The organism is Acinetobacter sp. YH12140 (assembly GCF_013418475.1).
Taxonomy (GTDB): Bacteria; Pseudomonadota; Gammaproteobacteria; order Pseudomonadales; family Moraxellaceae; genus Acinetobacter; species Acinetobacter amyesii.
Map to the genome: position 1 here is coordinate 1 of NZ_VPBZ01000015.1, position 26,449 is coordinate 26,449.

At 42.7% G+C, this 26,449-nt stretch carries 16 protein-coding genes and 2 pseudogenes; 16 read left to right on the plus strand and 2 right to left on the minus strand.

The annotated features are described in order from the left end of the window. The 3 genes and pseudogenes from FTU75_RS17285 to FTU75_RS17295 form a co-directional block, all read left to right on the plus strand. The coding region (locus tag FTU75_RS17285; protein ID WP_180116559.1) for a transposase at positions 1-355 on the plus strand (355 nt) is incomplete at its 5' end. A gap of 285 nt (positions 356-640) precedes the next feature. Further along, positions 641-952: pseudogene (locus FTU75_RS17290) on the plus strand (HNH endonuclease signature motif containing protein); the annotation flags it as partial. A gap of 550 nt (positions 953-1,502) precedes the next feature. Next, positions 1,503-2,735, plus strand: a complete 1,233-nt coding sequence (locus FTU75_RS17295) for an ATP-binding protein (protein ID WP_001255534.1) — start codon at positions 1,503-1,505, stop codon at positions 2,733-2,735. A gap of 272 nt (positions 2,736-3,007) precedes the next feature. Here the strand turns inward: FTU75_RS17295 and FTU75_RS17300 are convergent, their stop codons facing one another. Continuing rightward, the gene (locus FTU75_RS17300; RefSeq protein ID WP_005403805.1) at positions 3,008-3,337 is read right to left on the minus strand and encodes a DUF4236 domain-containing protein; all 330 of its coding nucleotides are present in this window, start codon (positions 3,335-3,337) and stop codon (positions 3,008-3,010) included. A gap of 208 nt (positions 3,338-3,545) precedes the next feature. On the opposite strand from FTU75_RS17300, the gene FTU75_RS17305 reads away from it, so the two are divergent. Genes FTU75_RS17305 through brxL form a run of 8 tightly spaced genes read left to right on the plus strand, consistent with a single transcriptional unit; the run spans position 3,546 to position 18,369 of the window. Beyond that, positions 3,546-4,412 carry a WYL domain-containing protein gene (locus tag FTU75_RS17305; RefSeq protein WP_180052747.1) on the plus strand — a complete coding sequence of 289 codons (867 nt, stop codon included), beginning with the start codon at positions 3,546-3,548 and terminating at the stop codon, positions 4,410-4,412. Positions 4,413-4,422: 10 nt separating this feature from the next. Further along, on the plus strand, positions 4,423-5,034 hold the full coding sequence (locus FTU75_RS17310; protein WP_136143647.1) for a DUF1819 family protein: 612 nt from the start codon (positions 4,423-4,425) through the stop codon (positions 5,032-5,034). Between the two features lie 16 nt (positions 5,035-5,050). Further along, positions 5,051-5,626: a DUF1788 domain-containing protein gene (locus FTU75_RS17315; RefSeq protein WP_136143646.1), complete on the plus strand. Its 576-nt coding sequence runs from the start codon at positions 5,051-5,053 to the stop codon at positions 5,624-5,626. 40 nt (positions 5,627-5,666) lie between these two features. Beyond that, positions 5,667-9,347 carry a BREX system P-loop protein BrxC gene (brxC, locus tag FTU75_RS17320; RefSeq protein WP_180052746.1) on the plus strand — a complete coding sequence of 1,227 codons (3,681 nt, stop codon included), beginning with the start codon at positions 5,667-5,669 and terminating at the stop codon, positions 9,345-9,347. Between the two features lie 46 nt (positions 9,348-9,393). After that, positions 9,394-12,903, plus strand: a complete 3,510-nt coding sequence (pglX, locus tag FTU75_RS17325; protein WP_180052745.1) for a BREX-1 system adenine-specific DNA-methyltransferase PglX — start codon at positions 9,394-9,396, stop codon at positions 12,901-12,903. Next, on the plus strand, positions 12,900-13,679 hold the full coding sequence (locus FTU75_RS17330; protein ID WP_180052744.1) for a hypothetical protein: 780 nt from the start codon (positions 12,900-12,902) through the stop codon (positions 13,677-13,679). Before pglX ends, FTU75_RS17330 begins: the two co-directional genes overlap by 4 nt. Further along, positions 13,676-16,300, plus strand: coding sequence for a BREX-1 system phosphatase PglZ type A (gene pglZ, locus FTU75_RS17335; protein ID WP_180052743.1), 2,625 nt, complete (start codon positions 13,676-13,678; stop codon positions 16,298-16,300). The genes FTU75_RS17330 and pglZ overlap by 4 nt, the downstream gene beginning before the upstream one ends. 29 nt (positions 16,301-16,329) lie before the next feature. Continuing rightward, on the plus strand, positions 16,330-18,369 hold the full coding sequence (gene brxL, locus FTU75_RS17340) for a protease Lon-related BREX system protein BrxL (protein WP_005021615.1): 2,040 nt from the start codon (positions 16,330-16,332) through the stop codon (positions 18,367-18,369). A 123-nt stretch (positions 18,370-18,492) separates the two neighbouring features. On the opposite strand, the pseudogene FTU75_RS17345 reads toward brxL, so the two are convergent. Further along, positions 18,493-18,729: pseudogene (locus FTU75_RS17345) on the minus strand (hypothetical protein); the annotation flags it as partial. Between the two features lie 289 nt (positions 18,730-19,018). Between FTU75_RS17345 and FTU75_RS17350 the strand changes: the two are divergent. The 5 genes from FTU75_RS17350 to FTU75_RS17370 all read left to right on the plus strand — a co-directional run bounded on the left by FTU75_RS17350 (position 19,019) and on the right by FTU75_RS17370 (position 26,156). Continuing rightward, a complete protein-coding gene (locus tag FTU75_RS17350; protein WP_257223833.1) occupies positions 19,019-19,435 on the plus strand; it encodes a cation efflux protein, CzcI-like in 417 nt (138 codons plus the stop codon). A 48-nt stretch (positions 19,436-19,483) separates the two neighbouring features. Further along, positions 19,484-20,809 (plus strand): TolC family protein, encoded by a 1,326-nt coding sequence (locus FTU75_RS17355; protein WP_035269736.1) that lies wholly within the window; start codon positions 19,484-19,486, stop codon positions 20,807-20,809. A 1-nt stretch (position 20,810) separates the two neighbouring features. Then, the gene (locus FTU75_RS17360) at positions 20,811-22,040 is read left to right on the plus strand and encodes an efflux RND transporter periplasmic adaptor subunit (protein WP_016658777.1); all 1,230 of its coding nucleotides are present in this window, start codon (positions 20,811-20,813) and stop codon (positions 22,038-22,040) included. Next, positions 22,030-25,170, plus strand: a complete 3,141-nt coding sequence (locus FTU75_RS17365) for an efflux RND transporter permease subunit (protein WP_016658776.1) — start codon at positions 22,030-22,032, stop codon at positions 25,168-25,170. The genes FTU75_RS17360 and FTU75_RS17365 overlap by 11 nt, the downstream gene beginning before the upstream one ends. An 86-nt stretch (positions 25,171-25,256) precedes the next feature. After that, a complete protein-coding gene (locus FTU75_RS17370; RefSeq protein ID WP_005028603.1) occupies positions 25,257-26,156 on the plus strand; it encodes a cation diffusion facilitator family transporter in 900 nt (299 codons plus the stop codon). Positions 26,157-26,449 lie beyond the last annotated feature (293 nt).

Below are 26,449 nucleotides of genomic sequence, written 5' to 3' on the forward strand. Positions count from 1 at the left end.
TATTCAGGATTATGCATTACGCTGGGAAATTGAAACCTTATTCAGTTGTCTCAAAGGACGCGGGTTTAATCTTGAAAATACGCGCTTGACAGACCCTAGACGAGTGAAAAAATTGATTGCGGTGTTAACTATAAGCTTCTGTTGGTGTTACTTAACGGGTGAATGGCAACATAATCAAAAAAAAGCGATAAAAATAAAGAAGCATGGACGACTCTCAATGAGTTTATTTCGCTATGGTTTAGACTATGTTCAAATGGCGATTCAGCGTTTAATTGGTTTTGGGAAAAAAGAAGAGTTTAAGGAAATTTTGGCAATTTTAAGAAAGCAGAATCCTGATAGGATAAGGGTTCTGTGAAATTTGTCGTGTACAGAGTATAATAATCGAGCATGAGTCTCATACGGATGCTCGGGTCGAAAGGGAATCCCCAGGCGAGTAACCTGTTTGCGGTGATCCATTAGCTGCAGGAGCAGAATAGCATACATCTGGAAGCAAAGCCAGGAAAGCGGCCTATGGAGCTGTGCGGCAGCGCTCAGTAGGCAATTTTTCAAAATATTGTTAAGCCTTTTCTGAGCATGGTATTTTTCATGGTATTACCAATTAGCAGGAAAATAAGCCATTGAATATAAAAGATAAAAATGTCTTGTTTACAATAGAGTGGGATATGTGGAGTCGATTAGTCCAATTTCTCGGTCAAAGCCCAAGGCCTTTTCGGCATTAACCAAGAGTCTGCTTAAGCACAATTTTCTGGTGGGTAATCATAACTTTTGCCTCATTTGTGATGGATTGATCTATCTTGATTCTACTGAATCGGATCATCGGATTGCCAAAGCCGTAGGTGGGCAAGGTGTTCTAGAGAATGGTCTGCTGGTTCATCCCATCTGTAATAGGATGAAATCAGATCTGAGCCTGGAAGAGATTAGAGCGGATTTGTTTGGTGAATTACTGTATTAATCAACAGAGCGATGAGCTCATTTTTGCAGAAGTATCAATGATTAATCACATGATTTAACTTTTGATACATTCAGCCAATATGGTTATTTTTAATTCAGTCCAGAATCACAACCAGAAACTAGCTGTAGTTTCTGAATGACCGTCAAGGTCCTTAGTTTCGCCCATAGATTCCCTCTGTGGGCTTTTTTTGATCAAAAATTGTATAGATGCTCTAAAATAAACCTTTTAGCATTTCATAAGCAATTAGGATTAAGGCTGAGACCATCAGCACAACAAAAATGAGTTCCACTCTAGTTAACAACTTAGTTCCATTTACTTTTCACTTAATTTATATAACAGTTAACTCGTAGCATAAATGACATAACATGACATGGAAAATAATCAAAAAGACAGAATTTGGATTTTGATCAGATCTGCATGTTTACATGCTTCTACAGCAGCTTTGAATGTTTCACTTAACCTTTAAACTTTTCTTAAAACTAAATATATTTACATATACATTCTAAAATTTGATAGAATTTATTAAAACTTTAGATTCTAAGTGTAAATAATGAGAAGCGCTAATATTCGACGTGATGGCTACTTAAAATTTCTGAATACATGGCAAGACCGTGATGTCATTAAAGTACTTTCAGGTGTGCGTCGCTCTGGAAAATCCACCTTGTTAGCGATGTTTCAACAAGACCTAAAAGCACAGGGTGTACAAGCCGAAAACATCATTGCTATCAATTTCGAATTTATGGAATTTGAAGAACTCACAGATTACCGTAAACTACATGATTATGTACTGTCTAAAGTTGATAAAAGCAAAAAAAACTATGTTTTTTTAGATGAAATACAACATGTTACCAATTTTGAGAAAGTAGTCGACTCCTTATATGTTCGGGATTATATCGATTTATATATTACAGGCTCAAATGCATTCTTTCTAAGTGGAGAACTTGCGACTTTACTTACAGGACGCTATATCGAGCAACACGTTCTACCTCTGTCATTCCAAGAATTTAAACAGTGGCATATTGAAAATAATCCGATCATCCAACAATTATCCAATCGTGATTTGTATGCCATGTATACGCGCAGTAGTTTCCCTTATACGCTTGCCATGACTAGCCAGCAGGAAACCTATGATTACTTGCAAGCGGTCTATGCCAGTGTAATGTTTAAAGATGTTATTCCTCGTTTGAATACTGCTGATATTAACTCTCTCGAGCGTGTCGCAAGATATTTGGCAAGCGTGACAGGCTCACCCATTTCCATCAATAAAATTAAAAATACCTTTGTTTCAAGCGGGGTTAAAATCTCATTTGAAACAGTAAAACGCTATATTCAGGGCTTACAGGACAGTTTGCTATTTTATAGTGCCGCACAATTTAAAGTACGTGGGCGTGAGTTATTACAATCCTCTGAAAAATACTATTTAGTTGATGTCGGATTGCGCCGGATTATGTTGCCTGATGCTAATGCTGATCAAGGTCATATCTTAGAAAATGTGATTTATCTTGAGCTTGTCAGACGAGGTTATACGGTCTATGTAGGGCGGGTTGATGAATATGAAATTGATTTTGTTGCTGTCGATACTTTACAGAATTTAACTTATTATCAGGTGGCATTAGAAACGCTCAATGAGGAGACACTCAGCCGAGAGTTACGTCCATTACAGAAAATTTCTGATTCGTATCCCAAGTATTTGCTTACCTTAGACACGATAGGGACTGAAGCGAATTATAATGGTATTGTAAAAATGAGTGCTCTCGATTGGTTGCTATCTGAAAATAAGTAAAGTTGAGGGTAGACATGGATAATCTTATTTATTAATTAAAAATCAAAGACTTTTCAGCATCATTCAAGAATGTATTGAAGCATAATTTCTGCTCCAATTGTGATGGATCGATTTACCTCGACTCGATTGAGTCAGAATATCATGATTGAGCCAGAGTCGCTTACTGAAAGTAGCGAGAATTGCGCTGGAGTTTCTGAAGGATATTAATTCCTTAGTTTGCCCATTCATCCATCTGGGCATTTTTTTTTGATTAAAATACAATGCTGTTCTTGCTAAAAAATGACGGCACCCACCATAAAACACAATATTCCAAAAATAATCCAAGGCCATATCTTTGCCTTCGGTTGTTCTAAATTCTGAGGATTATATTCCGTGTGTTCTAGCGATGTCGGTTGTGGAACACGGGTCTTTTTAGAGTAAGGCTGGTGTTTAGAGTAAGATAGTCCCGTACCTGGAATACCGACACTGGTTCGCGTACCTTTTTTCCCAATATTTAGAGAAGCACCAGGTTTGCCAATGCTGGCACTGCTGATGCCTTTATGGGTCAGATTAATTTTAAAACCCGGGAATAATTTAATACTTTTACGAAATCTAAAACCCATATTGCTCTCATTCTAAAATTTAGCTCAATTTACGCTCTACACCAGGATCCATGATCTGCTAGAGATCTTACTTTGACAGCTATCATCACGATATTAGTATATTTTTTATCTGGTGATTGCAATACTACCTTTAAATACCGTCAAAAATGTTTACTGTATATTTGCTGTAGGGTAATCTTAAAGCTGCTATTTATTGACTGATTGGTATATGACGACAGATAAGCATGAAGTCCTGCTACGAATGCGAGCGATCGAGCTGCTTGCTTACTGGGAAGGTCGTTTGGTTACCAATCGTTTAATGAGCTGGTTTGGGCTCAGTCGACAGCAGGCTTCTGCGGATATCAAGCGTTACAATACGCTGTATAACCCAGATGCCTTGATTCATGACCCCTCCGTCAAGGGTTATGTGCCTAAGGCCAGCTTCCAGCCTGTACTGACTACAGCGCATATCAATGAATATCTCAATATGTTGTCAGGTTTGGTTAGTGAATCGCATGCCCTGATTGCGATGCCAGAACCGAATCTTGCAGCAGTTCAATTACCTGATCGCAGTGTACGTCCTGAAGTGATTCGGGAAGTTTTGCGTGCCTGCCGAAACCAAAACACTTTAAAAATGATTTATGCCTCGATGCAGAATCCGCAGTGGCATGAACGCATCATTTCCCCACACACCCTGGTGTATACCGGTTTTCGCTGGCATGTCCGTGCCTATTGCCATCAGAGCAAGCAGTTTAAGGACTTTTTACTCTCCAGAATTGATCGTACACCTGTTGTGGTGGCGATTGAGTCAGTAGACCCTGCTCAAGATCAGCAATGGCATGAAGAAATTCTACTGACGCTGATCCCTAATCCAAAATTGAATGAAGCTCAAAAAGCGCTGGTCGAAAAAGACTTCGGCATGCCTGATGGCAGATTACAGATTCCGGTGAAAAAAGCCCTGGCTCACTATACCTTGCAGCGCTATCAGGCCGCGATCACGCTGGCTGAGGCGGAAGATGCCTTGAAATATCCCTTGGTGTTACAAGGTTCAGATATCGAAAAGCTGTCGTCTTACCTGTTTGATCAAGCTTCATAGGAGATTGGCTATGTTAGAACAATTTCATTATGACAGTGACCTAATTGGTGGCTCACTGATGGTGCGTGAAAGCCGGCTGATCGCGGATCTGTTATTACGAGAGGCGACTCCAGAACAATGGCATCAGGCCATTCAGGTTGACAATATTCTGCAAAAAAGAACCGCAGCCTCAGCTCAACGCAATGCCACCGCTATTCGTAAGCGTCTGGAGCGCTTAGAGCCTGATTTCTGGAAAGCTTTGCGTGATGGGGATGATGAGCTGGCGACCCAGGTGGCTTTTTGTGGCGCATTGGAACGCAACCTGTTGCTGCTTGAGTTTATGGAAACGGTGATGAGAGAGGCCTATATCTCTCAGGCTCAATACCTGGACAGTTATATCTGGTCAGATTTTCTGGATGAGCGTTCACAACGCGATCTTGATATCTGTGATTGGAAAGAGTCCAGCAAGAAAAAAATGGGGCAGGTGGTATTTCGCATGCTGGCAGAAGCCGGTTACTTAAAAAGTACCCGTAAGTTGGAGTTGCAGCGTGTGATCGTCAGAGCAGAGCTGCGTAGCCTGTTGGAAGAACATTATAAACAACGCATTAAAAGATCTATGGAAGTGTCGCTATGGACGCGGTAGTTGTAGAGGGGCAGCAATGAATCAAAAAATACATGAGCGTCTAAATCAGATTCCAGAGCGAATTCTTTCCACCGAGTTTCTCACCGGGCAAGGACTGGGCAATGAAATTGGCTTCTGGATTTTTGATTATGCACCTGAAGATGAGTTGAAAGTGCGCGAATATCTGCATTTTCTAGACGGGATGCTGGAGAAAAAACACAGTCAGCTGAAGGTGGTGAATATCAACCTGCTGCAAGCCGTGGTGGATTATCTGGCTGAGCGTAACTTCATCGATAAAGCCATTCAAATGCAAAAAGCCAAAGGCGATGATGCGCTGCTCAAAGCGCTGAAAGGCCCACTGCATATGGATAAGTTCGCGCCCTATCTGGTGAGTAAATATGCCACCAATGCGCAAGATATTGTGTTGATGACTGGGGTAGGGTCGGTTTGGCCACTGTTACGTGCCCATCACTTATTAAATAGTTTGCATTCGTTACTGGGGCATAAGCCAGTGGTGCTGTTTTACCCAGGCTATTACGACGGTCAAGCGATGAGTTTATTTGGAAAAATTCCAAGCAATAATTACTACAGAGCATTCAGATTAGTGCCTTAACACGGCAAATAGAAATAAGAATTCGGGGGAATTGATTGAGATGAACATTAAAGAACTTTTTTATAAGCCATTAGATCGTGCGATTAACGGGGTCGTAAAAGCAGACCAGAATGACAATACTACGGTTTATCAGGAACTCGATGAGTATGTGGTCACCAATGAACTGGAAAAACATTTTCGGGACTTTTTCCAGTCTTATGGCACAGACCTAAGCGATCCTTCGATTGCTAACCGAGTCGGCGTATGGATTTCAGGCTTCTTTGGTTCAGGTAAATCACATTTTCTGAAAACCTTGTCGTATATTCTGGCCAATAAAGTGGCACGCGATGCGCAAGGTAACGAACGCAGTGCTGCAGAATTCTTTGATGAAACTAAAATCCGCGATGCATTTATCCGTGCCGATATTGGCAAGGCGGTCAGCCATCATGCCGATGTCATCCTGTTTAACATCGACAGTAAAGCCAGCTCCAATGATGATGGCAATCCAATCCTGAATGTGTTTTTACGTGTGTTTAACGAGTATCAGGGTTTTAGTGCTGACCATCCACATATTGCCCATATGGAACGTCACCTGAGCCAGAAAGGTGTCTACGAACGCTTTAAACAGGCGTTTGAGGAATCCAGCGGCATGTCCTGGCTAGAGGAGCGTGACGGCTATCAGTTCTATCAGGATGATGTTGAAACCGCGATTTCCCAAGCCCTCAACTTATCTGCTGAAGCTGCGCATAAATGGTTTGAGGATTCTGAGCAGACCTTTAGTGTTTCGGTCGAAAACTTCTGTCAGTGGGTGAAAGAATACCTGGACAGCAAAGGACCACAGCAACGGATATTGTTCCTGGTGGATGAAGTGGGGCAGTTTATTGGCAGCGATACCCGCTTGATGCTGACACTACAAACCATTACTGAAAATCTGGGTACGATCTGTAAAGGCCGCGCTTGGATTATCGTCACCTCACAGGCAGACATCGATGCTGTTTTAGGTGAGATGTCTTCTTCCAAAGCCAATGATTTCTCCAAGATTGCTGGACGTTTTAAAACCCGGTTATCGCTGTCCAGTTCAAATACCGATGAAGTCATCCAGAAACGTTTATTACGTAAAACCCCAGAAGCAGAAGCATTGCTCAGATCGGTGTTTGAGCAAAAGGGTGATATTCTCAAAAACCAGATTACCTTTGACCGTTCAGGCCCGACCCTCAAGAACTATGAGGGTCCAGACAGCTTTATCCATAACTATCCTTTTGCGCCGTATCACTTCCAGTTGGTGCAAAAAGTTTTTGAAGAAATCCGTAAGGTCGGTGCGACTGGTGCACACTTGGCCTATGGTGAACGGTCCATGTTGGATGCGTTCCAGATGGCCGCGAATGCGATTGCCACAGATGAAGTCGGGGCACTGGTTCCTTTCCACCGCTTCTATACTTCAGTGGAAGGCTTCCTGGATACAGCAGTGAAGCGTACCATCGACCAGGCAGGGCAGAATAAGACCCTGGATGGTTTTGATGTGCAGATGCTGCGTACCCTGTTTATGATCCGCTATGTCGATATCATCAAAGGGACCTTGGATAACCTGGTGACTTTGTCGATTGAGAAAATTGACGAAGACAAACTGGCATTACGCAAGCGCATTGAAGAAAGCCTGCTGCGTCTGGAAAAAGAGAGCCTGATTACTCGTAATGGCGATGAGTTCCTGTTCCTGACCAATGAAGAACGTGATATTACCCGCAAAATTAAAGCCACAGACTTAGCAGCTTCAGAAGAAAATAAAGAGTTAGCCAATCTGATCTTTAAAGATTTACTGCGGGATCAGAACAAATACCGCCATCAAGCCAACAAGATGGACTATCAGATTGGTCGTTTCCTAGATAGCCATAGCCTGGATGGCAAGTATGAGAGCGATTTGAAAGTTGAAATCATTTCTCCACTGGATACGGAATACAACCTCTACACTGAAGCTTACTGTATTGGTAAAAGTACTCAGACCGAAGGACAAGTGCTGTTTAAACTGGCAGACGATAAACAGTTCTTTAATGAACTGCGCACCTGGCTGAAAACCAATAAATTCATCCGCTTAAATGATGATGGCACTCAGTCCGATATTTCCCGTATTCTGGCAGACCGTGGCCGTGAGAATCAGGAGCGTAAAAAACGCCTGCGTGCCCGGGTCGAAGAAATGTTGTTGGATGCGGAAAGTTATGCCTTGGGTCAACATTTACAACTTTCATCTTCAAGTCCAACCACCAAGCTGGATGAGGCTTGTCGTTATTTGCTGGAAAACACTTATACCAAACTGAGCTATCTGCAAGTCTATCAGCAGGATGCCTGGCGTGAACTGAACGCTGTTTTGACTGTGGATGATATGGCGCAGCTCGGATTGTCTCTGGATGGCGGTCAGACGAACCCGAAAGCCCTACAGGATGTCGAACAGTACATCTCGCTGCGTTCAACCGGTACCGAACGTATTCTGGTGTCAGATGTGGTGGATCGTTTTGCCAAACGTCCTTATGGCTGGCCAGATGCCGAGATTTTACTATTGGTGGGTCAGCTGGCTGCGATGGGGCGGATTTCTCTGCAGTTAAATGGCGGCAGCTTACAGTTAAAAGATGCCTTTGAGCCTTTACAAAACAGCCGCCGCCGCCGTGATGTGTCGATCATTAAAAAACGCCAGACTGATGATCAGGTATTGAAACAGGCACGCCAACTGACCCAAGAACTGTTCTCGGCCATGGGACCAGCGACTGAGAAAGAGCTATTTGAATTCTATTTGCAGCATTTTAAGGCTTGGTTAGCCAACTTTAAGTCGTATAAGAGTAAAACTGATGTCGGACAGTTCCCGGGCAAGAAAGTGATTGAAAAATCGATTCTGACTTTGGAACGTCTGCTGGCGAATAGCGACAGCTTCGATTTCTTTAAGGCCGTGGTTGAGAACAAGGACGACTATCTGGATCTGGAAGAAGATTATCGTGATATTCATGAGTTCTTCACTAACCAGATGCCGAGCTGGCAACAACTGCAACAGGCCTTACGTCATTTTGAGAAAAACAAACAGGCGCTGGGCAGTGATGAGGTGGCAAAAAAAGCCCTGTCTGAATTACATCGTATTGCCACTCTTGAATCGCCCTATGGCCTGTTAAATAAAGTCGCTGATTTGGTTCGTACAGTGGAAAGCGTCAATGAGCAATTGCTGACTGAGAAGCGCAATCAGGCGATAGAACACATTGATGACAAGATCAAACAGTTAGAAGCCGAGATTAAAAACAGTGGCATCGCTAGCGCTGAGCTGAGTAACAAGCTATTACGCCCACTACAACTGCTGAAAACGGATATTGAAGTGGAAACTAGCCTGTCCACCATCTATATGCTGCAAACCCAAACCGCCGTGGAGCGTTTTGATGAAGCCTTGTATGAGTTGGAAAGCGAAGTTCAGGCGGAAATCCAGCGTCAGGCCAAAGCGGCACAACTGGCTCAGAGCAAAGCAGAGAGTGTAACCAACACTGCAACCACCTCCAGCCCAGCTACATCAACACCTGCTGCGAGTCCGGTACAGACTGTGACAGCCGTAGTGCCACCGAAACCGGTGGTGGAAGTCGATGTTGCTAGCATTTACAGCAAAACCTCCAGCAGTGTCTATCTGGAAACAGAAGAGTCAGTGGATCAGTTTGTAGATGCACTCAAAGCTGAACTGAAAAAAATCGTGAGTGATAAAAAGCGTGTGCGTATCCGCTAACAGGGCTTAGGGATATCAGCATCAGTAATTCATTTAAGGTTGAACTATGAACACCAGCAATATTAAAAAATACGCACCGCAAGCACGTAACGATTTTATCGCAGCCATGCGCAAGCAGGCCGCCAAATACGGCATCACCGCAGACAGCATTTTACCGGCAGAACAGAAAGGCGACTTGTTGCTGATTGGCGATCAGGTTTTTCCGCTATCAGTCATGAAACCACGTGACAAGCTGATCAAACGCATTCAAACCAGCAGTTTTGAGCAAACCATTGATTATATCGCTTATAGCTGGTTTAACCGTCTTTGTGCGATTCGTTACATGGAGTGCAAAGGCTTACTGGATCATGGTCGCCGTGTACTCAGTAGTGCCGATGGTAGTGCAGGCTTGCCACAGATTTTGGAAGAATGTCTGGATATTGACCTACCAGGTTTAGATGCCAGCCGTGTGGCTGAACTGAAGCTGGATGGCAATAAAGACGAAGAGCTGTATCGGGAACTGTTACTGGCTCAGTGTCATGCGTTGAATCAGGTCATGCCACTCTTGTTTGAACAGGTTTCTGATGAGTCTGAACTACTGTTACCGGATAACCTGACCAAAACCGATTCGTTGATCCGTGATCTGGTCAGCAGCATTCCGGAAGAAGACTGGTCGGATGTGCAGATTATTGGTTGGCTGTATCAGTTCTATATTTCTGAAAAGAAAGATCAGGTGATTGGTAAAGTCGTCAAGAGTGAGGACATTCCTGCCGCGACACAGTTATTCACCCCAAACTGGATTGTGAAATATCTGGTGCAAAACAGTGTTGGTCGTCTATGGATGATGGCACAGCCGGAAAGTATGCTTGCCAGTGGGTGGGAATACTATATTCAGCCGGCTGAGCAAAGCGATGAAGTCAATGCACAGTTAAAACAACTGATTGATGTGCGGATCAGTGAAGATGGCGATACTTTAAACCCTGAAAGTATTACGGTGCTGGATCCAGCCTGTGGTTCGGGGCATATTCTGGTGGAAGCCTATGATTGCTTAAAAGCAATTTACTTAGAGCGTGGCTACCGTAGCCGAGATATTCCACGTTTGATTCTGGAAAACAACCTCTACGGCATTGATATTGATACCCGTGCCGCACAGCTCGCCAGTTTTGCGCTATTGATGAAAGCGCGTGAGGACGACCGCCGTTTATTTAGCAGTCCACCGAGGCTGAATATTATTGCGTTACAGGATAGTCAGCCGGAACGTTTGGATGCATTCAGTCAGGACTTGGCAAGTACTGGTATTGCACAGACAGATTTAAAAGAACTGTTGGACTTGTTTGAACATGCCTCAACCTTTGGTTCTTTGATTCAAATCCCTGTAGCATTTGCTAAAAAGCTGCCTGATTTAGAAAGCAAGCTGAATACAGCGTCAGAGTCAGGGGATATTTTTGCACAGCAGTCAGCGCAGGAGCTGTTACCTTTAGTACAGCAAGCTAAATTACTCGCTAAGCAATATGATGCTGTGATTGCCAACCCGCCGTATATGGGAGGCTCCGGTATTAAGCTTTTAAAAAACTTCGCCCAAAAAAAGTTTCCTGACAGTAAATCAGACTTGTTCGCCATGTTTATAGAGCGCGGCTTTGCATGGTGTAAAGACAGTGGTTTTAACAGCATGGTGACCATGCAAAACTGGATGTTTTTATCCTCTTATGAAGCGATGCGTGAAAAAATGTTACAGGATCGGAGCGTTATTTCGCTTATCCAAATTGGGTATAATAGTTTTCCTGAACTTAATTCAAAGGTGGCTCAAGCATGTGGCTTTTCAATTTTAAAGACAAACATAAAATCCATTAAAGGTAATTATGTTAATCTAAATAATGCACCACAGACTGCAGATAAAAATAAAATTTTCTTAAGTAGAACTTCTCAGATAATTTTTGATAGAGATCAAAATAATTTTAAAAAAATTCCAGGAAGTCCATTAGCATATTGGTCTAGTCCAAGAGTATTTGATGCTTACGAAAATAATTTATTAAATGATTTTGCAGAACCTAGGCAAGGTTTAGCGACAGGTAATAATGAAAGATTTCTAAGACTTTGGCATGAGGTTGGGCAGAAAGAAATTAATAAAAATGTTGAAAGTTTTACTTCCTATCAGAAAGGTGTAACAGGAATTTGGTTTCCTGTTACAAAAGGGGGATCTTACAGAAGATGGTATGGTAATAATGACTTTCTTATTAAATTCGATTCTAAAAGTTATGATGATTTATCAAATATGGGGAATCATCTACCATCACGTGAATTTTATTTTCGCGAGGGAGCAACATGGTCAACTTTAAGTAATGCATTAATTTCTTTTAGATATTCCAATAATTCTATTTTTGAGACCAAAGGTTCAATTTGCTTTCCTAAAGAATCAATTGATGTATATTATCTTTTAGGATATTTAAATACAAAAGTAGTTCAATTTTTTCTAAAAGCATTAAGCCCAACTATTGATTATCATGAAGGACCATTGAGAAAAGTTCCTTTCATTCAAAATATTATTTCGGTTGCTAATAACTCCAAAAAGTGTATCAAAATTGCAAAATTAGACTGGGACTCCTACGAAACTTCATGGGACTTTACTCAAAACCCAATTATCCGTACGGGGCAGCTAAACCTCGAACAAGCATTTAATACATGGCAACAGCAAAATGCTGCCGCCGTGGCTGAAATGAAACGCTTGGAAGAAGAAAACAATAAACTGTTTATTGATGCTTATGGATTACAGGATGAACTTACACCAGACGTACCAGATGAACAGATCACTTTAACTCGTGCCGACCGTGAAAAAGACAGCCAGCGTTTAGTCTCTTATGCACTTGGCTGCATGATGGGGCGTTATAGTCTGGATGAACCAGGTCTGATCTATGCCCATGCAGGTAATCAAGACTTTGATGCTAGCCGTTATCAAACATTTCCAGCCGATGCAGACGGTATTATTCCATTGACCGAAATGCACTGGTTTGAAGATGATGCTACACATCGTATTCGAGAGTTCTTAACTGCGGTTTGGGGTAAAGACACGCTGGATGCCAATATGCAGTGGCTTGCAGAAAGCTTGGATAAAAAAGCCAACGAAACTGCTGAAGATACGATTCGCCGTTACCTAGCGAGTAAGTTCTATAAAGACCACATGCAAACCTATAAAAAGCGCCCGATTTACTGGTTATTTAGCAGTGGTAAACAGGGGGCTTTCCAGGCGTTGGTGTACTTGCACCGCTATAACGAAAGTACTTTGGCACGTATGCGTACCGAATATGTCATGCCACTGATTTCAAAAATGGCGGCTATGGTTAATTCTTTGCAAAGTGAAATCGAAAACAGTGATTCAGCTGCTGAAATCAAACGCAAAGAGAAAGAGCTACAAAACTTGCATAAGCAACAGGCTGAGCTGAGTACTTTTGAAGAAAAACTACGTCATTATGCCGATCAGCGTATATCACTGGATCTAGATGATGGGGTGAAAGTGAACTATGGCAAGTTTGGCGACTTGTTGGCGAATGTGAAGGACATTACTGGGGGGAGTGGGGAATGAGCATAGATTATCAAGAACATCTGGTTTGTTTTATCGATTTATTAGGATTTAAATCAGCCATAGACCAGTCGATTAAAAATAATGAAATATGTAAAGCTTTGTATGATTTAATTCATGATCTAAAAGAGAGCTCACTAAAAAAGAGAGTTTATGGAAACATCCCCTTTTTTACTTTGGATGAGAAAAATACAGTAAAACCTGCAGGTGACGTATTTGGTGACAATGTTGTAGAACAGTTTTCAGAGTCTTTTCCTTTAAAGATCACTCAATTTTCTGATTCATTTGTTATTTCTTGCCCAAGTAATAATTCAGCATCTTGTATTTTATTATTAGAATGTATTTATACAATAAAACTTATGTTCTTTTATGATTTAGGTATGATTTTGCGTGGAGGAATTGCTCTAGGACGGCTCATTCATGAAGAAGGTGGAGCATTATTTGGTCCTGCTATGAATGAAGCCTATTCTTTGGAATCTAAACTAGCGATTTATCCACGAGTTGTTATCGCAGATAATGCTTATAACCTTTTAAGTAAATCTAGTGAAAGTCACCCAGCTTTAAAAGCTATTTTTTCAGCATTTGATGGGCACAAAGTATTTGATCTCGTCAGTATTTTTGAAAGTCCTTCATGGACTGTTGAAGGTGCTGGTCAACAACTAAAAGCAATTGAACAAGATATTTTGCAAAATTCACAAGATGCCCATCCTAAAATTGCCTATTTATTGGATAGATGGGAACAAAAGCAAAAAGAAGTGGATTCGCAGGTGCTGCAATGAATTTAAGTCAACTTCAGCAAGGCTTAGAGCAGGCTTTCTTTCATGAAAATCACCGGATTGTCTTCTGGTACGATGCGGAACAATCTTTCAGTGATGAAATACAGGCGTTAAAACTGAAAGATGTCCAGATTCTGAATATGGCAGAAGAATCGAGTTTGGCGATCAAGATTAAACTGGAACTTGAGGATCAGGAGGGCAAATACTTGCTGTATTTTCCAAGTCCTGAGCCTGAAACCGAAAAAGACTGGTTACTGGACATCAAGCTGTATTCACGTAGCTTTTATGCCGATCGTTTCTCAATTATCTTCAATGAGCTGGGTTTACAGCAGCAGAGTCTAAGAGAACATCTGGCCAAACGTGAAGAATTCCTTAAAGCCAAAGCCCGTCTGAGTACATTGAAACGCTATATCCAGCCTGATGCAGATGAACAGGATCTGGACATGGCCATGATTGCGGCTGTGGTCAAGGCTGATAGTGCCGAGCTGATGCATATCGTTCTGGCACTGGCAGATGAAATGGTACAGCAGAACCTGGCTCTGGAAGTCAATCCAGACTCCTTTGCTGAACTGGAAAAATTCCAACTGGTGCCAGCTTTGGTCACCGCATTACAGGCGGAAATTGGTTATCCAGCATCGGTTGAAGAATTGAATGGGGAAGCACCATTCAAGCTCGGTACGTTCTTTATCCGTTTGATGACTACAGGTTTCTGTGAAAGCCTGGGCGATATACCGCTATGGGCTCAAGAACTGGTGATGTCATCCGTCAGCTCCCGTGCGACGGCTAGAGCCTTTTTGTCGCGCTGGAGAGACAGTTCTAAATACTACCCAACCTTCGATACACTCTCCCAGACCGTGGCCAATGCACTGCGGATCCAGGAGAAGGTCGGGGCCTTTGATCTGGAGCAGCTGCTCGATGTCATGACCTTTGAAGTGATTGAACAAAAGATCATTATTGATCTGGCCAGTCATATCCCTGCAGCAGCCAAAGCTGAACTGGAACATTTCAGAACGATTATTTCTACCCGTCTGGATGGCTATTGGGCTTCCAAACATAAGGATGATGCAACACGCCGTAAATATCGTACTGTCTATACAGCGTTGCAGGCAGCCATTGAGCTGTTTAGCCTGCGACAGCAGTTTGATGCCGGTTTCTATTTCGACTCCAGTGAAGCTTTGTATAAAGCCTACGAGCAGGAGTTGTATCGCTTTGATATGGCCTATCGCCACTACAGTGCTGCTTCTCAACGCGCTCATGTCGATATCCTGAAAAAACTCGATGAAGAAGTGGAAAATTGCTATTCCTACTGGTTTATTGACCACTTGGCACGCAACTGGGGCGAGCGGATTGAAGCTGAGCAACGCTTGAATGTCTGGAAAATGGCAGATATCCCAAATCAGCAGAACTTCTACGATACTCACGTTAGACCCTTACTCAGTTCCGCAACGAAACGCCGTATTGTGGTGATTATCAGTGATGCTTTCCGTTATGAAGCTGCGGTAGAGCTGCGTGATCGTATCAATGAAAAGCGTTATTCTGAAGCGACCTTGTCTTCACAGCTGGGCGTTGTCCCAAGTTACACCACACTTGGCATGGCCTCGTTGTTGCCGCATCAGACTTTGGAGTACAAAGAGGCCGCAGGTGATGATGTTTTAGTAGATGGGCAGTCCAGCAAAGGGACTGCAGCACGATCCAAAATTCTGGCTGCCTATAATGGATTGGCGGTTACCGCTGAAACGGTAAAAGGTTGGTCGCGTGATGAAGGCCGTGAAGCACTTAAAGACCATGATTTGATTTACGTTTATCACAACGTGATTGATGCTCGGGGAGACAGTGCCTCTACAGAATCTGAGACCTTTATGGCGGTGGAACATGCTATTGAAGAGCTGACTGAACTCAGCCGTAAAATTTTAATGCACTTCAATATTTCCACCCTGTTGATTACAGCCGACCATGGCTTCTTGTTCCAGCAAAGTAAACTGGAATCTGCGGATCGTTCAAGCTTGACTGAAAAACCGACCAATGCATTGAAGAGCAAGAAACGCTATGTGATTGGGCATGGTTTGCCAGAGAGTAAGGAAGCCTGGAAAGGCTCAACCCAAGCTACGGCAGGCACATTATCTGCGACTGATTTTTGGATTCCAAAAGGGGCGAACCGTTTCCATTTTGTAGGAGGCTCACGTTTCGTGCATGGTGGCATCATGCCTCAGGAAATTGTGGTGCCGGTACTGACGGTAAAACAGCTACGTGGTGAAAAGGCTGGACAGCGGACCAAGCGTAAAGTTGAGGTCATTTCTACAAAATCCACGCTGAAGATGGTCAATAACATCCAGAAGTTTGATTTGATGCAAACCGAAGCTGTCAGTGAGCTGGTTATGCCAGTAACCCTATCGATTGCCATTTATGATGGGGATGTCAAAGTTTCCAGTGAAGAAACTCTGACCTTTGATAGCAGTACCGACTCTGTTGCGGAACGGGTAAAACAGGTCAGACTGTCATTGTCCGGTACTGATTTTGACCGTAAGAAAGATTACTTCCTGGTACTGAAGGACAAAGACCTAAATATCGAAGTGCAGCGCTATAAGGTCACCATTGATTTGGCATTTACCGATGACTTCTTCTAATAACGAATTAACGATAGAGCGTAGCCTACATGGAATCTGCTAACGATAAAGAACTGGATCAGCTGCTGAATGAACACTTTGCTGGGCGGGTGGTACGTAAGGATCTGACTAAACTGATCAAAGAAGGGGCTAACGTTCCTGTCTATGTACTCGAATACCTGCTAGGGATGTATTGTGCCTCGGATGATCCTGAGATCATTGAGCAGGGACTACGTAACGTAAAGACCGTACTGGCTGAGAACTACGTCCGTCCTGATGAAGCTGAGAAGGTGAAATCCCTGGTCCGTGAACGGGGCAGTTATAAGGTCATTGATCGGGTGACCGTAAAGCTGAATGAGCGTAAGGACAAATACGAAGCATCATTTAGTAATCTGGGCATCAAAGATGCCGAAATCTCGGCAGGCATCGTCAAAGAGTATGAAAAATTACTTGTTGGTGGTATCTGGGTCATTGCTACGCTCAGTTATTATTTTGAAGAAGGACAGACCAGCTCGCCATTTGGTGTCAGCTTACTCAAGCCGATTCAGATGCCGAATATGAATATGGATGAACTTTTCAGTGGCAGAGCAGCATTAAGCACGGATCAGTGGCGCGAGAGTTTAATCCGTTCGATCGGCATGGAACCGGCTTCGCTAAAAGAGGATGTGCAATGGCACCTATTAGCGCGTATGGTTCCGTTCGTTGAAAATAACTATAACGTCTGTGAACTTGGACCACGCGGTACCGGGAAAAGCCATATTTACAAAGAGTGTTCACCGAACAGTATTTTAGTCTCGGGTGGGCAAACGACTGTCGCCAATCTGTTCTATAACATGAGTAGCCGCCGTATTGGTCTGGTGGGGTTGTGGGATGTGGTGGCCTTTGATGAAGTTGCCGGTATTTCCTTTAAGGACAAAGATGGCGTTCAGATCATGAAAGACTACATGGCATCGGGATCTTTTGCCCGTGGCCGGGAACAGATGGAAGCATCTGCTTCAATGGTTTTTGTGGGTAATATTAACCAAAGCGTCGAATCGTTGGTAAAAACCAGCCATCTCTTGGCACCTTTCCCTGAAGCCATGATCGATTCGGCATTCTTCGATCGTTTTCATGCCTATATTCCAGGTTGGGAAATTCCAAAAATGCGTCCGGAATTCTTTACCAACCGTTATGGTCTAATCGTTGATTATCTGGCTGAATTCTTCCGGGAAATGCGTAAGCGTAGTTTTGCGGATGCCATTGAGAAGTACTTCAAACTCGGAAATAACCTGAATCAGCGCGATGTGATTGCCGTTCGCAAGACGGTTTCTGGATTGATGAAGTTGCTCTACCCACACGGTCAGTTTAATAAAGAAGATGTACGCCAGTGTCTGGAATATGCGCTGCAGGTACGCCGTCGGGTCAAAGAGCAGCTGAAGAAAATTGGTGGTATGGAATTCTATGACGTTCATTTCAGCTATATCGACAATGACACCTTAGAAGAACATTTTGTCTCAGTCAAAGAGCAGGGTGGTGGCGGACTGATTCCCGAAGGTCCAGCCAAGCCAGGTTTCTTATATACCATCGGGCTCAGTAATAAAGGCATGCCGGGGTTATACCGCTTAGAACTTCAAGTGACCAAAGGTTCTGGAAAATTGGCGACATCAGGCTTATGGAATTCAAGCAGTGCCAAGGAGCAGGTCAAGATCGCATTTGACTACTTCAAGGCCAATGCATCCAGAATATCGGGTGGCAGTAAGGTGCTGGAACATGACTTCCACTTACATGTGGTTGAATTACAGAATACCGGGCCGCTCAGCCATCTTGCTCTGCCAAGTTTAGTGGCTTTCGCTTCTGGCCTCTTAGGACGATCGGTTCAAAGTCAGATGGTGGTACTGGGTGATATGAGCTTGGGTGGTTCAGTGACACCGGTGGAAAGTATTGCCGAATGTCTGCAAGTTGCTTTTGATGCGGGTGCCAAGAAGGTTGCTTTGCCAATGAGTAGTGCGGCAGATATCCCAACGATTCCTGTGGAACTGTTTACCAAGTTCCAGACCAGCTTTTATGCAGATCCGGTAGATGCTGTGTTTAAGGGGCTAGGGGTGGATTAATTTCATATCTGTCTGGAAGAGTTACAGTAGATTGTTTTAAATTCAGTTTCTCAAGTTAAACACCATGTTGTAAAAGCATAATACTGCCTCTTTTAAAGAGCTAGTATTTTAGGGGGGATTACCCTTCATTTTTTCTTGATCAGATATCTGTTGTACTTTGACAGGATTTTGTTGATCTAAATATTTTTGATACCAAACACGCAATGTTTCAGGAGTACAACCGATTTTAGGATCAATAGCTGTGATTGCTGCCCAAGTAGAAGGATAATCTTTTTCAGATTCAATCAATAATTGAACCGCTCTTTCTCTGATTTCAGGGGGCAATTTTACTTTGCCATTTGTAAGGTAAAAGGGGTCAATTTTAGAATGCCGTTGACAATGTATCGCCTTTTGAGTTTGAAGCAATGTACAATGATAAGATTAACCCGTTAGGTCAGGTGGCCTAACTTAAATAAAAAGTCTCCGACAAACCCGGTACGGTTCACTATCTATTGTTATTCTTACCTGAAATTGATGTGAGCTTATAGAGACAAGGTAAATTTGCAAAAGTGCCGGCTATTCAGTGTTCATTGAATGTTTAATTTAATTTATTAAGCTTGACCTTGGAGTGGCTCTAAGCCTTATACTTGGTACAAATTTTTCGATTGTTATGATGATGCGTTCTACTACATGGATTACAGTCTTGGTTGGATTGTTCATGTTCCAAAGCTTTTGGAATGTGGCGGCGGCCTTTTGTGTCCATGAACAACAGCCTCAATCACAGCAGAGTTATCATTTTGGTCATCACCAAAATACCTTGTGTGCCAGCGATAGTCGTCAACACGATCATAATGGACAGTCAGAAAACATAAAAACATTCAGTAGCGATTTAGAAATCGGTGAAGATCATCAAGATCATCTACCATCGATGACGCATTTGATTGTACAAAATGAAAAAGTAGATGTGTTTCCTCCAAGCTCTGAAGTTAAAGTGAATCCACAATTTCATTGGAAAAACAGCTATCAGGCTCCTGACCTGTTTCAACAAAGCCCACCTCCCGAATTTTCCCCGCTCATGGTGGGGTAGCCTAAAACATTCCCACCACTTTTATTATTTAAATAAGTGGGAAAAATCATGTCTTCACAATCAATTATACTCTTGCGTCATAGCTTGGTTGCTTGTATATGTGCAGCGGCTATGCAATATAGCTATGCTGAAAACGTTACCAGCTTTGAATCCGCTTTAGCAAAAGTACAAAGTTACCAGACTCAAGACAAGCTGTGGCAACAAGTTCAGCAAATATCTGAATTGAATATTCAGCAAAGTCGGTTATGGCAGAATCCAAGTATAAGTTTAGAACAGTCTGGCTTTGGCTCAGGTCAAGAACAGGAATTCAATGTTGGCGTTAGTCAACCTCTAGATCTATTTGGTCAGCGTAAGCTGAACCGGGTGATTGCCAATACCTCGAATCAACAAATCCAATTGCAACAGCAATTATGGAAGGCACAAAGCCAACTGATTGTTAAATTTGCATGGTCGCAATTTGCACTTGCTGAGGTTGAGCAGTCTGCTTATTCAGTACAGTTAAAAACAAGTAAAGCCAATCTGGACAGTGCCCAGAAACGCTATCAGGCAGGCAGTATTGCCCTGGTTGATTTTGAGCGTACCCAAATTGAAGCGCTAGAAATCCAACGACTTTATCAGCAAGCGATGCTGAATAAACAAGCTGCCGGTCGTCAGCTGTCTAATTTGTGGGGGGGAGAAACATCTTCACATCTTCAATTGAATAAAACCGCTATCCCTTGGCCAGAGCAAAGTCTCCAAACTGTGCAACGGTATATTGCTGAAGGGTGGCTAGAAAAATTCTATGCCTTGAACATTCAGCAATCGGATCATCAAATTGAAAATTTAAGAATTCAGGCACGTCCCAATCCGACTTTAAATGTAGGCATGAAACGTAGCAAAACCCCTAATGAAAGCAACGATACGACTTTGGCAATCGGCGTGGCTATTCCACTGAATATTTTCAACCGCCAGCAATATGCGATCCCGATGGTCCAGCAACAGCAAATATTGCTGAACCAACAGCAGCAGCGTGAGCTGAAGCAACAAATACTCAATATTGCCAACAGCATGCATCAGCTCAAAGGTTTACGTAGCCAGTTCGATGCCACAACAGCACAAGTTACTTTGGCGACCAAAGTTCAGAGCCGTACTTTACAAGGGTTTCAGGCAGGGAAACTGTCCATTACCGACGTTCAGCAAGCAACCACCCAACTGCAGAATCTTCGATTGGGTCAATTACAAATTCTACGTCAAGCTTGGCAAACTGCCCTCGCAGCTGAGGCACTCAGTATTGGCACAAGTTATGAAGAAATTAGCCGTTCGGATGCCTATACACAACTGAATAAAAAGGCAGTCGAAGCATCGCAAAATTTAATCAATGGGGGAGCACGATAAAATGAACGCCAAGCAAAACGGAAAAATATCCCAGTCTCTCATGATTGCAATTTTGATTCTGATTACGGTCTTGGTCAGTCTGGTTATTTGGTTAAGTTCAAAAAAAACTGAATCTGAGGGGCATGGTCATGATGAGGGAAATGCCGAACATTCTGATGAAGATAGTTCTGAAGAAGGACATGCTGAAGAAGGCGAAATACAACTGACCAGCCAACAAATGGTTGAACAAGGTTTAAAAGTTGCTGTTGCATCCACAGGATTGGTTGAAAAGCTGACAACCCTGCCAGGTAAATTGGTGGTGAATACCGATCAACAAGCGCATATATCGCCTAATTTTAGTGGTCATGTCGAGCAGGTCAATGTGGCTTTAGGACAGAGCGTGCAAAAAGGACAAACGCTGGCTGTACTAATCGTGCCTGAACTGATCGACCAACAGGCAAATCTGCGTATGGCACAGGTGAATCTGGATTTGGCCCGTAAAGATTACCAGCGCGAACAGCAACTCTGGTCACAGGGGATTTCTGCCAAACAGGATTACCAGCGTGCCGAAAATGCCTACCGTCAAGCGCAGATTACTGTCCAGTCCTCACAAGCACGTTTAAATGCATTAGGTGCAAGTGGCAATAACAATGGGCGTTTTCTGATTAAAGCACCGATCTCTGGGGTGATCAGTCAAAAAGATATTGTGGTCGGTGAAAATGTGCAACTGGCTAATCAGCTCTTTGTCATTGAACAGCTGAAAGATTTATGGCTTGAGTTTAATTTGCCGAATCAATTCTCAGGTCAACTGCAAGCCGGGCAAAAAATTGACTTTAAAGTGAATGATTCAGATCAAATCTATAAAGCTACTGTACAAAGCTTAACCTCTCAGGCAGATGTACAAACAGGGCGTCTGGTGGTGCGCGCAAAACTCGATGCGCAAGCTACTGAGTTGCGTTCTAATGTGTTAGTGAGAGTGTTGATTCCGGAAGCTACAGCAAAATCAGCCCTTCGGATTCAAAAGTCTGCGCTGCAAAGTATTGAAGGTGAAGACAGTATTTTCATCGTAGATTCAGAACAAAAAGGTCAAGTCCACTTAAAAGCACAGAAAGTGCAATTGGGGCAGGCTTCAAGTGATGGACAATGGCTTGAAGTGATTTCTGGGCTGACTGAAGGGCAGAAGTATATCGCTCAAGGCAGTTTCTTGTTGAAATCTGAATTAGAAAAAGACGAGGCAGGCCATGAACATTAATTCTGATCTGCCAAAACCAGAAGGTTTATTCGAACGAATCATTCAGTTTTCCATACAAAATGCGATTTGGGTGTTGCTCTTTGTCTGTACCTGGATTGCGGTCGGGGTGTATAGCTATCAGAAACTCCCGATTGATGCTGTACCCGATATTACCAATACCCAAGTCCAGATTAATACTCAAGCCAAGGGTTTTACTGCGCTTGAAGTCGAACAGCGGATTACCTATCCCATTGAAAATGCCATGGCTGGCATTCCGGATCTGGAGCTTACCCGTTCCATATCCCGTTATGGACTCTCTCAAGTCACCATTGTCTTTAAAGATGGGACTGATATTTATTGGGCCCGTCAGCAGATTAACCAACGGATACAGGAGGCGCAATCTGAGTTGCCTGCACAAATCGCACCGACGATGTCCCCCGTTTCTACGGGTCTCGGTGAGATTTATCAATGGGTACTGAAGGCAGATCCGAATGCGAAAAAGCCGGATGGAACTGCATACACGCCGATGGATTTGCGTGAGATTCAGGACTGGATTGTGCGTCCTCAACTGCAACGTGTTAAGGGAGTTGCAGAGGTCAACAGTATTGGTGGTTTTGAAAAAACCTATGTGGTCTCTCCCGATTTAAACCGGATGCAGCAACTGAATATCTCATTAGAACAACTGCAACAGGCTTTAGCGCAAAATAATGAGAACCGAGGTGCAGGTTATATTGAAGACAATGGTCAGCAACTGACGGTACGTGTACCGGGTGCATTCAATGGGCTTTCTGATATTGAGAACACCATGCTGGGTAGCCCAAATGGCAGCCCAATTCGGGTTGGTGATATTGCGCAAGTCTCTATTGGGCATGATTTAAGAACCGGTGGGGCAACCTATAACGGCAAAGAAACCGTTTTAGGGGTTGCCATGATGGCGATGGGTGGAAATAGCCGGACTGTTTCTAAAGCTGTGGATGCCAAGCTTCAAGATATTCAGAATAGTTTGCCTAAAGGGGTAGTGATTGAAACGGTGTACGACCGTACTACCTTGGTTGAGAAGGCGATTAAAACCGTTCAGAAAAACTTGGTAGAGGGAGCAATCCTGGTCATCATCATTCTGTTCCTGTTTTTAGGGAATATCCGTGCTGCCTTGATTACTGCCTGTGTCATTCCACTCTCTATGCTGTTTACCTTAACCGGGATGGCACAGAAAAATATCAGTGCCAATCTGATGAGTTTAGGTGCACTCGATTTCGGCATCATTGTCGATGGTGCTGTGGTGATTGTCGAAAACTGTATCCGGCGTTTAGCCCATACACAGCAACTGTTAAAACGACCTCTCACACAAAGTGAACGCTTTAAGGAAGTTTTTCTGGCTGCCCGCCAAGCACGTCGTCCTCTTATTTTTGGTCAGCTTATTATTTTGGTGGTGTATTTGCCGATTTTTGCTTTAAGTGGTGTGGAAGCAAAAATGTTCCATCCGATGGCATTGACAGTGGTACTCGCCCTTGTTGCAGCCATTATTTTATCGATCACCTTTGTGCCTGCTGCTGTGGCATTGTGGGTCAAAGGCGATATTCAAGAAAAAGAAAGTCGTTGGATGTTATGGCTAAAAGCTAAATATCAGCAAACTCTTGATATTTCGTATCAATACAAAGCAGTTGTGCTGACTTTTGCACTGTGTGTATTAGTGATTACGGGATTTATCAGTACCAAACTCGGCAGTGAATTTGCACCACAGCTCAGTGAAGGAGACTTTGCGGTACAACAGTTACGTTCACCAAGTACAGGCTTAGAAGAGTCTTTACGTATTCAGGAGAATACTGAAAAACTTCTTTTAAAGAGTTTCCCTGAAATTAAGGCAGTATTTGCCAGAACGGGTACAGCCGAGGTTGCAACAGATGTCATGCCACCCAATATTTCAGATGGCTATATCATGTTAAAGCCTCGTTCAGAATGGCCAAATCCTAAAGAAAGTTTAGATGAATTACGTGGCCGTATGGTGACGTATTTAGCCACGATTCCAGGCAATAATAGTGAATTTTCACAACCGATTGAACTCCGATTTAATGAATTGATCTCAGGTGTGCGTAGTGATGTTGGTGTGAAAATCTTCGGTGATGATATGAATGTCCTCAATACTGAGGCGACTAAAATCTCCAAAATCATTCAGCAAATATCGGGTAGCAGTGCCGTGAAAGTTGAGCAGACCTCAGGTTTGCCATTACTGAATGTCGAGGTAAATAAAACTTTGGCTGCACAATATGGTTTGAGTGTGCGTTCAATTCAAGACCTTGTGGCAACCAGTATTGGTGGACAAAGCGTGGGAGAGATTTTAGAAGGCGATCGTCGTTTTGATTTTGTTATCCGTCTTGGAGAGCAAGACCGTAGTGTCGCATCTGTTTCCCAGTTACCTATTCAGCTTCCAAATGGTGGCAGTATTTTATTGTCGGATGTCGCGCAAGTCTCGACCATTGAAGGAATCAACCAAGTCAGTCGAGAAAATGGTAAACGCCGAGTTGTGGTTACAACGAATGTTGAAGGGCGTGATTTAGGGTCTTTTGTTTCTGATGTACAGACACAGCTCAAAGCATACACTTTGCCAAGTGGTTATTGGATAGAATATGGCGGTCAGTTTGAAAATTTGGCTTCAGCCAAAGCACGGATGCAAATCGTGATTCCACTGGCTTTAATCACTATCTTTATTTTACTGATGGCGGTCTTTCACAATGTCAAAGAAAGTCTATTGGTCTTTACCGGGGTACCCTTTGCCTTGACCGGTGGTGTGCTGTTCCTTTGGCTAAGGGATATTCCATTATCGATGTCAGCTGGAATTGGCTTTATTGCCTTATCTGGTGTTGCAGTCCTCAATGGACTGGTAATGCTGACCTTTATTAAGGAATTAAGGGACAAATATCCAGTGCATAAAGCCGTGTGGCAAGGGGCTATTTTGCGCTTAAGACCAGTGTTGATGACAGCTTGTGTGGCTTCACTGGGTTTTGTACCAATGGCGCTGGCAACCGGAACAGGGGCTGAGGTTCAACGGCCACTGGCAACCGTAGTGATTGGCGGGATTATCTCTTCAACATTACTAACTTTGGTGCTGTTACCCGTGCTTTATCGTTGGATAAATGAAAAGAAAGTTTCTTAATCCAATAGATTAGTCGATTTACAGCAGAGATATTGGCTGTTATCCAATATCTCTGCTCATCATAAATAGAATAAGGAAAATATTTTATGTCAGAACATCATGATCATAGCCATGCGGTTGTTACTGAAGAAAATAGTAAGAAGTTAATGGTTGCCTTAGGTTTAACGACTACTTTTTTAATAGTAGAAGTTGTCGCTGCTTTTATTACCCAAAGTTTGGCTTTGTTATCTGATGCAGCTCATATGTTTACTGATGTAGCCGCTTTAGCTATTGCTCTTGCCGCTATCAAAATTGGTAAAAAAGCCGCAGATGATAAAAGAACTTTTGGCTATCAGCGATTTGAAATTTTAGCGGCTCTGTTTAATGCGGTGATGCTTTTTGTGGTAGCAATATATATTGTATATGAAGCTTATCAACGTTTTACGAATCCTGCTGAAATTCAAAGTGTTGGAATGATGATTGTCGCGGTCATTGGTTTGGTCATAAATTTGATTTCAATGAAAATCCTTTCTGCTAGTGCTGAAGGAAGTCTAAATATAAAAGGTGCATATTTAGAAGTTCTTAGTGATGCTCTAGGATCGATAGGCGTGATTATCGGAGGAATAGTTATTTATTTTACCCAGTGGATGTGGGTTGATACCGTAATCGCTGTGTTAATTGGCTTCTGGGTCTTACCTCGAACTTGGATTTTATTAAAACAAAGTATTCATATTCTGCTTGAAGGAGTTCCTGATGAGATTGATATTGAGTCGTTAAGAAATGATTTATTGAAGCTAGAGGGCGTTGAAGGGATTCATCAGTTGAAAGTCTGGGCTATATCCTCAAGAAATATTCATTTAACTGCTCATTTGGTTGCTCCGAATAGCAATACAGATCAACTCTATCAAAAGGCCTTAGAAGTTCTAAAACATAATCATAATATTACTGAAATTACGTTACAAATAGAAAATACGAAATGTAATACATTGAACCAACATAAACACTAATTTGGACTTTAGTCTTCATATAGATGTTTTGTGTAACTTTAAAGTATACCCTAAAGTAACAGCCTAAAAGTTCGTAAAATTATGTACCATTTAAATGATTTTTAATCATATATAACATGTAACTTTGGTATTAAAAATTTATAATTTACGAAATTGTTCATTTTTCGGCACTGTTGCAAATAGTCGGTGGTGATAAACTTATCATCCCCTTTTGCTGATGGAGCTGCACATGAACCCATTCAAAGGCCGGCATTTTCAGCGTGACATCATTCTGTGGGCCGTACGCTGGTACT

Excerpts from the sequence above, each read along its gene's own strand:
- FTU75_RS17295 (WP_001255534.1), top strand. The coding sequence starts at position 1,503 with ATGAGAAGCGCTAATATTCGACGTGATGGCTACTTAAAATTTCTGAAT.
- FTU75_RS17300 (WP_005403805.1), bottom strand. The coding sequence starts at position 3,337 with ATGGGTTTTAGATTTCGTAAAAGTATTAAATTATTCCCGGGTTTTAAA.
- FTU75_RS17305 (WP_180052747.1), top strand. The coding sequence starts at position 3,546 with ATGACGACAGATAAGCATGAAGTCCTGCTACGAATGCGAGCGATCGAG.
- FTU75_RS17310 (WP_136143647.1), top strand. The coding sequence starts at position 4,423 with ATGTTAGAACAATTTCATTATGACAGTGACCTAATTGGTGGCTCACTG.
- FTU75_RS17315 (WP_136143646.1), top strand. The coding sequence starts at position 5,051 with ATGAATCAAAAAATACATGAGCGTCTAAATCAGATTCCAGAGCGAATT.
- brxC (WP_180052746.1), top strand. The coding sequence starts at position 5,667 with ATGAACATTAAAGAACTTTTTTATAAGCCATTAGATCGTGCGATTAAC.
- pglX (WP_180052745.1), top strand. The coding sequence starts at position 9,394 with ATGAACACCAGCAATATTAAAAAATACGCACCGCAAGCACGTAACGAT.
- FTU75_RS17330 (WP_180052744.1), top strand. The coding sequence starts at position 12,900 with ATGAGCATAGATTATCAAGAACATCTGGTTTGTTTTATCGATTTATTA.
- pglZ (WP_180052743.1), top strand. The coding sequence starts at position 13,676 with ATGAATTTAAGTCAACTTCAGCAAGGCTTAGAGCAGGCTTTCTTTCAT.
- brxL (WP_005021615.1), top strand. The coding sequence starts at position 16,330 with ATGGAATCTGCTAACGATAAAGAACTGGATCAGCTGCTGAATGAACAC.
- FTU75_RS17350 (WP_257223833.1), top strand. The coding sequence starts at position 19,019 with ATGATGATGCGTTCTACTACATGGATTACAGTCTTGGTTGGATTGTTC.
- FTU75_RS17355 (WP_035269736.1), top strand. The coding sequence starts at position 19,484 with ATGTCTTCACAATCAATTATACTCTTGCGTCATAGCTTGGTTGCTTGT.
- FTU75_RS17360 (WP_016658777.1), top strand. The coding sequence starts at position 20,811 with ATGAACGCCAAGCAAAACGGAAAAATATCCCAGTCTCTCATGATTGCA.
- FTU75_RS17365 (WP_016658776.1), top strand. The coding sequence starts at position 22,030 with ATGAACATTAATTCTGATCTGCCAAAACCAGAAGGTTTATTCGAACGA.
- FTU75_RS17370 (WP_005028603.1), top strand. The coding sequence starts at position 25,257 with ATGTCAGAACATCATGATCATAGCCATGCGGTTGTTACTGAAGAAAAT.